The sequence below is a fragment of the Microcystis flos-aquae FACHB-1344 genome (assembly GCF_014698375.1).
Taxonomy (GTDB): domain Bacteria; phylum Cyanobacteriota; class Cyanobacteriia; order Cyanobacteriales; family Microcystaceae; genus Microcystis; species Microcystis aeruginosa.
On record NZ_JACJSW010000010.1, the window covers coordinates 1 to 5,769 of the forward strand.

The 5,769-nt window shown below is 44.3% G+C and carries 9 protein-coding genes and 2 pseudogenes; 5 read left to right on the forward strand and 6 right to left on the reverse strand.

Going from position 1 to position 5,769, the window contains the following annotated elements:
• Positions 1-728 (reverse strand): annotated as a pseudogene (locus tag H6G48_RS00140) (IS701-like element ISMae34 family transposase); the annotation flags it as partial.
• 96 nt (positions 729-824) lie between these two features.
• Positions 825-1,112 carry a hypothetical protein gene (locus H6G48_RS00145; RefSeq protein ID WP_190717907.1) on the reverse strand — a complete coding sequence of 96 codons (288 nt, stop codon included), beginning with the start codon at positions 1,110-1,112 and terminating at the stop codon, positions 825-827.
• Between the two features lie 125 nt (positions 1,113-1,237).
• On the opposite strand from H6G48_RS00145, the gene H6G48_RS00150 reads away from it, so the two are divergent.
• Together H6G48_RS00150 and H6G48_RS00155 are read left to right on the forward strand one after the other, a co-directional pair.
• On the forward strand, positions 1,238-1,552 hold the full coding sequence (locus tag H6G48_RS00150) for a helix-turn-helix domain-containing protein (RefSeq protein WP_152606951.1): 315 nt from the start codon (positions 1,238-1,240) through the stop codon (positions 1,550-1,552).
• A 198-nt stretch (positions 1,553-1,750) separates the two neighbouring features.
• Positions 1,751-2,227 (forward strand): hypothetical protein, encoded by a 477-nt coding sequence (locus tag H6G48_RS00155; protein ID WP_190717910.1) that lies wholly within the window; start codon positions 1,751-1,753, stop codon positions 2,225-2,227.
• Positions 2,228-2,248: 21 nt separating this feature from the next.
• Here H6G48_RS00155 and H6G48_RS00160 read toward each other — a convergent pair.
• A pseudogene (locus tag H6G48_RS00160) lies at positions 2,249-3,437 on the reverse strand (RNA-guided endonuclease InsQ/TnpB family protein).
• Between the two features lie 91 nt (positions 3,438-3,528).
• Here H6G48_RS00160 and H6G48_RS00165 point away from each other — a divergent pair.
• Together H6G48_RS00165 and H6G48_RS00170 are read left to right on the forward strand one after the other, a co-directional pair.
• The gene (locus tag H6G48_RS00165; protein WP_242034470.1) at positions 3,529-3,687 is read left to right on the forward strand and encodes a hypothetical protein; all 159 of its coding nucleotides are present in this window, start codon (positions 3,529-3,531) and stop codon (positions 3,685-3,687) included.
• Between the two features lie 2 nt (positions 3,688-3,689).
• Positions 3,690-3,887, forward strand: a complete 198-nt coding sequence (locus H6G48_RS00170) for a hypothetical protein (protein ID WP_149107722.1) — start codon at positions 3,690-3,692, stop codon at positions 3,885-3,887.
• 3 nt (positions 3,888-3,890) lie between these two features.
• Here the strand turns inward: H6G48_RS00170 and H6G48_RS00175 are convergent, their stop codons facing one another.
• Together H6G48_RS00175 and H6G48_RS00180 are read right to left on the reverse strand one after the other, a co-directional pair.
• The gene (locus H6G48_RS00175) at positions 3,891-4,229 is read right to left on the reverse strand and encodes a type II toxin-antitoxin system PemK/MazF family toxin (RefSeq protein WP_002799605.1); all 339 of its coding nucleotides are present in this window, start codon (positions 4,227-4,229) and stop codon (positions 3,891-3,893) included.
• On the reverse strand, positions 4,226-4,477 hold the full coding sequence (locus H6G48_RS00180) for an AbrB/MazE/SpoVT family DNA-binding domain-containing protein (protein WP_043997061.1): 252 nt from the start codon (positions 4,475-4,477) through the stop codon (positions 4,226-4,228). The genes H6G48_RS00175 and H6G48_RS00180 overlap by 4 nt, the downstream gene beginning before the upstream one ends.
• 87 nt (positions 4,478-4,564) lie before the next feature.
• On the opposite strand from H6G48_RS00180, the gene H6G48_RS00185 reads away from it, so the two are divergent.
• The gene (locus H6G48_RS00185; RefSeq protein ID WP_190717913.1) at positions 4,565-4,780 is read left to right on the forward strand and encodes a hypothetical protein; all 216 of its coding nucleotides are present in this window, start codon (positions 4,565-4,567) and stop codon (positions 4,778-4,780) included.
• Positions 4,781-4,916: 136 nt separating this feature from the next.
• Here H6G48_RS00185 and H6G48_RS00190 read toward each other — a convergent pair whose 3' ends face one another.
• Positions 4,917-5,105 carry a hypothetical protein gene (locus H6G48_RS00190; RefSeq protein WP_190717916.1) on the reverse strand — a complete coding sequence of 63 codons (189 nt, stop codon included), beginning with the start codon at positions 5,103-5,105 and terminating at the stop codon, positions 4,917-4,919.
• Between the last annotated feature and the right edge of the window lie 664 nt (positions 5,106-5,769).

The following is a 5,769-nucleotide window of genomic DNA, read 5'->3' on the forward strand; positions in this document are numbered from 1 at the left end:
GCTAGTTGCTCAAGCTGGATTGTTTCTTCCACACCCCCTTCTTTTTCAATAATTACTTTTCGATTTTTTGCCAATCCTCCTAAGTATTTTAGCTTTCTTTCTTCCAGGGCTTTAAGAAAATTTGTGTTGTTGCCATAACCGGCATCTATTAACACGATTTTCGGTCGATAGCCTCTGATTAAGCTCCGGTCAATTAAATCTATCGCTATCTCTGGTTTCTTCTTGAATTCTTTGTCTTCTTTCCCCTCGGCTAAGGAACTAGCCGGTTGATAAATTTCAATGTCTAGGGGTACACTTTTTTTGCCGTCGTAGAGATGGGTAGTGACGGCGACTATTCCGTTGTCTGTCTTGCCAATTTCTCCCAAGTACTGCCTCCCAACTCCGGCGGTCAGATTGCCACTTTTTCGATGTCCTGAGTCATCGACAATCAGGGAAAATCCTCGGGGTATTTGCGTCTGGCGGCATTGGTTCATCACTTGCAACCGACATTCATTCACCTGACGGTCTGACCAAGGAGATTCGGTCAAAAAGTGATGTAATCGGTTATAAACTACTCCGACGGCATTATTGGCCATTTGAGTGAGGTTTTTCCTCTCACTTTCCCCTAATAATCCTCCTAAATATTGTCTGAAGCCGTTTTTTTGCGCTTCGTTTTTGAAGCAATTGTCAAACCGCCGACACCATCGGTCAAAGCATGGGGGCATCGCGGCTGGGGTTGTCTCTTTCATCGCCGATTTTTCAACGTAAAGTGCTTACTCTTTAATGATTATACTCTATTATACTCTTGTTGATCGTTTAAGTCCCATTAAGTTTTATATCAAAGATCAGGAAAAGCCGTCGTAAAACGACGGGGTTTTAACCCAAATTTTTGATAAATCCAGTTCCAAGTTGACCGCCCCTTCTGGTTCGGGTGGCAGCCGTTTACGGTTCTTTTTAGCCCAATCATCCAGCCACACCCGGGGCGAGGCGAACTTGGTGGTGGCCTTAACGGGAATATCGAGGACAAAACCGTTCGCACTGACGGTGCGCTTGGCACTAAAAGAATTGTACTCAAAACGCCACTCTAACCCGTAGGCTGTCCAGATTTGCGGAGAGCGAGACCAGATGCTCACGCCGTTACCTCCCGACTACTTGACTATTTACAGTCGCAAAGTTTGTTTTTTTTATCAACCAGTGATATTAATATTATAAGTGATAGAATAGACGATAACAATAGTTTTTCTGAGAGGTTTTGGACGTGGTGAAACAGAAGAAAACGGTGATGATTCCCGTCGAGATGGTCGAGACTATCTCATGGTCGGAGGAGGCAGGATTGAAGTTAAAGGAGATTCGGGAGGGACAGGGACTATCTCGAAACAAGTTGGTAAATAAGATTAGGGATGCCGGTCGAGACATCTCTCCCCAGCACATCCAAAAGTTGGAGACTGGTTTCAAGGCGATAACGGCAGAAACTCAAACGGCCAAGAGCGTCGGCACGGCTACCCTCCGAGCGATTCTCGACGCTTTGGATTACCCGCTCGATCGATTCCTCACCGAAATCGGTCACAAGTAAACCTCCTGAGTGCCTTTTTAATCCCTGAACCGAACCGACAATAACTTACGAAATTCTCTTGCTTCCAATTGAAGCCTTTTTTTTAGGGACTATACTGGATTTATACGTTAGTTCCGCATACCCTTCAACTATTCCAGCTTTTTGTCCCCTCGATTCGGTATTTATTTTTTATTCTTAACCCCTCGGAGATGAAAAATTATGCAACAAGCCGCCTCCTTACCCGATCGCTACCGAATAGGAAAAACCCAGTTTTACGAACGTCGTCAGCACCTGATCCGCTTGGGTTACGCCATGGAAGCCGAGAAACACGGACGAAACAGCTACTACAGTGATGAACAGGTGCAAATATTCGATGACCTAAACACCCACTATAAGAAATGGGGTACTCTCGAAGGTTTTCCGAGTGCTACCCCCGAAATCGCTGATAAACAGACCGAAACCGCGAAAAATTCCCCCGTAACTAACGCCCAGACGGGATTAGTTCAGCGAGAGAGTGAAAAAGTCATAAACGATTCCGTCGATGCCGAAGAAATCTTCGTCGATACCAATCCCTTAGAGGACATTCAAGAGGATAATTTTCGTCGTGTGGATGAGTCCGCCCAGTTTGCCGCCGCCCAGAATCTCGTCGCTTTCAACTACCTGACCGTCAACTACTTGACATCCTCACCGCCGTAAACGGACGGCGATTCCCAAACCTCACGATTTGGGTTTCTGCTTCTTTCCCGAAGGATTTTTCGCACCTGCCTTAACAGATTTACTCTGTTCTGGTCTTATGGTCGCTCTACAGACTGACACCGCAAGCCCTGCGGCCAAAATATTTTTACTGGCGTTAATATCTCGGTCATGGTGTGTCCCACAGTCTGGACAATCCCATTCTCGAACATTTAACGGCATTTTCAAGGGCAATATACCCGCAATTACTACACCTTTTAGAGCTAGGAAACCATCTATCTATTTCGATGTAATTTCTCCCATACCAACGGCATTTATAGGCTAATTGTCGAGTGATTTCTCCCCAACTAACGTCAGATATTGCCTGAGATAACTTGGGGTTTTTGACCAGATTCTTGACGGCTAAATTCTCAACCACAATCGTTTGGTTTTCACGAACTAATTGAGTGGTTAGCTTGTGTAAATGGTCTTTTCTGTTATCGGTGATTCGAGCGTGAATCTTGGCTACTTTGATTCTTGCTTTTTCCCGATTTTTTGACCCTTTCTGTTTTCTAGAAAGATTTTTTTGATCCTTTCGCAGTCTCCGATAATGTTTCTTAAAATGCTTGGGATTAGATACTTTATCGCCGTCGCTGGTAATCACGAGGCTACTAATTCCTAAGTCAATTCCGATGGCTTTATCTGTTACTGGTAAAGGCTTAATCGTTGGGTCATCAAATCTAATTGAAATATGCCAACGTCCAGAAGGATGTAATCTGACTGTTACTGTGCTTGGTTCACAGCTTTCTGGGATTTGTCTTGACCATCGAATAGGTAAAGGTTCTGTGCATTTAGCTAAATAGATTTGTTTGTCTTTAAATTTAAAAGCAGATTTGGTAAATTCGGCACTTCCTCCTTGATGTTTTTTCTTAAAGTTAGGATACTTAGTACGACCAGCAAAGAAATTAGTGAAAGCTGTTTGTAGGTGTCTTAACCCTTGTTGTAAAGGGACACAGCTTACCTCATTGAGAAAGTCTAATTCTTCTTGCTTTTTCCAATCGGTCAACATTGAAGAAGTTTGAGCGTAGCCTACTCTTTCTTGCTTTTCGTACCAAGCTTGTGTTCGTTCGTGGAGAGCTTTGTTGTAAACTAATCTTACACAGCCCAATGTGCGCCGCAATAGCGACTCTTGTGTTGGTGTGGGGTAAAATCGAAACGAATAGGCTTTTTCCATGTCTCACATTTTAGCATATATTTCGTAAATGTGCTAAAATTTAACAGTAAAGCCGTCGTAGAACGACGGGGTTTCAGATCCAAAATTTTCGATGAAAGAACGCAATTTCAGCGTCCCCGGTCTAACGTCACAGGTAGAAAAATCCGGTCGCGTGGTCGAGGAGTCCCTAGATTCCCTCAAACAATCCCCAGAATTAATCGCAAAGAAGCTGATCCAACGTACCAAGAAGGAACCAGAACAGATGACCTAACCTTGATCCTACAGGGTGCGATCGAACGAGAACGCCGTCGTCTGTTACATTGGTTTCTCATCTGTCAGATCACGGGTTTGTTATCTGGTGGGGTCATATCCATTTCCCTCAAAGGGGAACCCCTATCGGGAGCGGGTTGGGGATTGGGCATCGGTAATCTCCATTTCGGGGTGTCCGTCGGTTTTCTATCGAGGAAATAGTTGTCACCCGATAATCACGCTTAAGGTTGCGACCACGCGGTTGACAAACTCCAATGGTAGAACCTCTCCGGTTGTTTTCCACCAGCGAGTATTAAGATCAACCGTTCTCACCTGCTCGGCTATTACCGAGCCGCGCACCGCAAAACCGTCGGGAATAGGGATCATTGTTTTGATCCCTGGCTTGATTGTGCTTGTTATGGGACTCACCACGACGATTCCTTTCCGGTCAGCATTAAATTTCCCGTGACTCAGCACCAGACAGGGACGCGCATCTCCTGATTGCTCTCTTCCACTTGTCGGGTTCAAATTGATTCTGATTACCTCTCCCCGTCGAATATTCATATCATCTCCTTACCACCCGGCCCGCTTTCAACGAAATCGAGTATATCTTCTGGATACTGAAAGTCTTCTGGAATGCTGGCCAATAGCTGATCGAGCGTTGGATTGCATGGCTTCTTGGTAATCACAAGAGCGTCCTTTGATTCTGTGAGTTCAACAATTGAATTCTCGTTGAGTCCGAAGCTTTCAGCGATCTTGTGGGGAATTCGGAATCCAAGACTATTTCCCCATTTTTTTAGTTCGATATCCATGACGACAATCCCCATTATATTATTATACATTGTATAATAATATAATATAGCGCACCTAATTATCTCTGTTTCGATAAGACAAAGGGATTGCAATGTTCTCCCGATCAAGAGAACAATATTGAACAAATCGTCAAACGAATCGTTGAACAAGAAATGAGAACGGTAATCGAGGAGGTGACGGCGACGGTTGCCGGTCTCAACCGGGAAATCGAAACCCTGAAACGGTTAATCGATCAAGAGGATACAGAGGAAAATTCGGGAATGTCTCGCTCGACCCTAGCCCCGATTTTCGAGGATTTTTGAGAACCCGTTATTCTCTCCTCGGTCGCTGGATCACCCTAAGGGGACTTAGACAAAAAACAAATCGAGAAAAGCCTCAACTCCAATCCCCGCTTGGGATTTACTTCGAGAAGCCCAAAATCGCTGAAACCCAGATAGATCAAGGAAAATCATAAATCGAGGTTAACCCTTTGTACCATAATGGTTTGAGCCTTTTTTGCTGACCGAAAACGCCTAAGTCCCAATAGTAGAGAACTCGAACTTCCGCGTATCTCAATTCTTTGGTGACTTCGAGCCACTCTTCCGGTTTTAGCGCGTAGAACTTGCCTTCTATCTTGTTTTGTGTCATAATAGTTATAGTTTTTGTGCGAAGGTATATACTTTCTATGGAAAGCGATGTACTTTTCGTGAATTTGCCCCATAACCCGAATAGAGTTGGGGCTTGTTTTCTAGGTGGGTAGCGTCTCAAAATTCCCTTAATGTGGATATCAATTGCTCTTAACCTCATTTCGGTTTAAAAGACTCCCTACTCAGTCCCCTGTTGATTTCCGCCCCTGCAATCGCACTAAAAAGTATATGTTTTAATTGTATATGTATATAATTAAAAAATCCATCCCTTGAGGGAATTTTCTGTTGCTGTATTGGGTAAAATAGTGTAGAGAAGTTAAAGGGTTGTTCAATGGAAACTAGAGGGAAATACAAGGGCAGGAAGGAAAATCCACCGAATCCAGACGGTAGGCCTCTGACTTATGAAGAGCCGAAGAAACGCCGCAATCTAAGCGTGACTCAGGCTGGGTGGGAAGAAGTTCAGGCGATTGCAGAACAGTACGACCTATCCGTGTCCGAAATGTTGGAACGGTTGGCCCGCGGTGAGTTTGAACTGGTGCGGAAGGTTTCTTATTGACATCTCCCCGCTTTAAAAAGACGGGGATTCTAATCGGTGAATAGAAGCGGGTTGAAACCGCGCTTCTATTCGATTACGATATATTTTAGAAAGGCTATCCAATTTATAT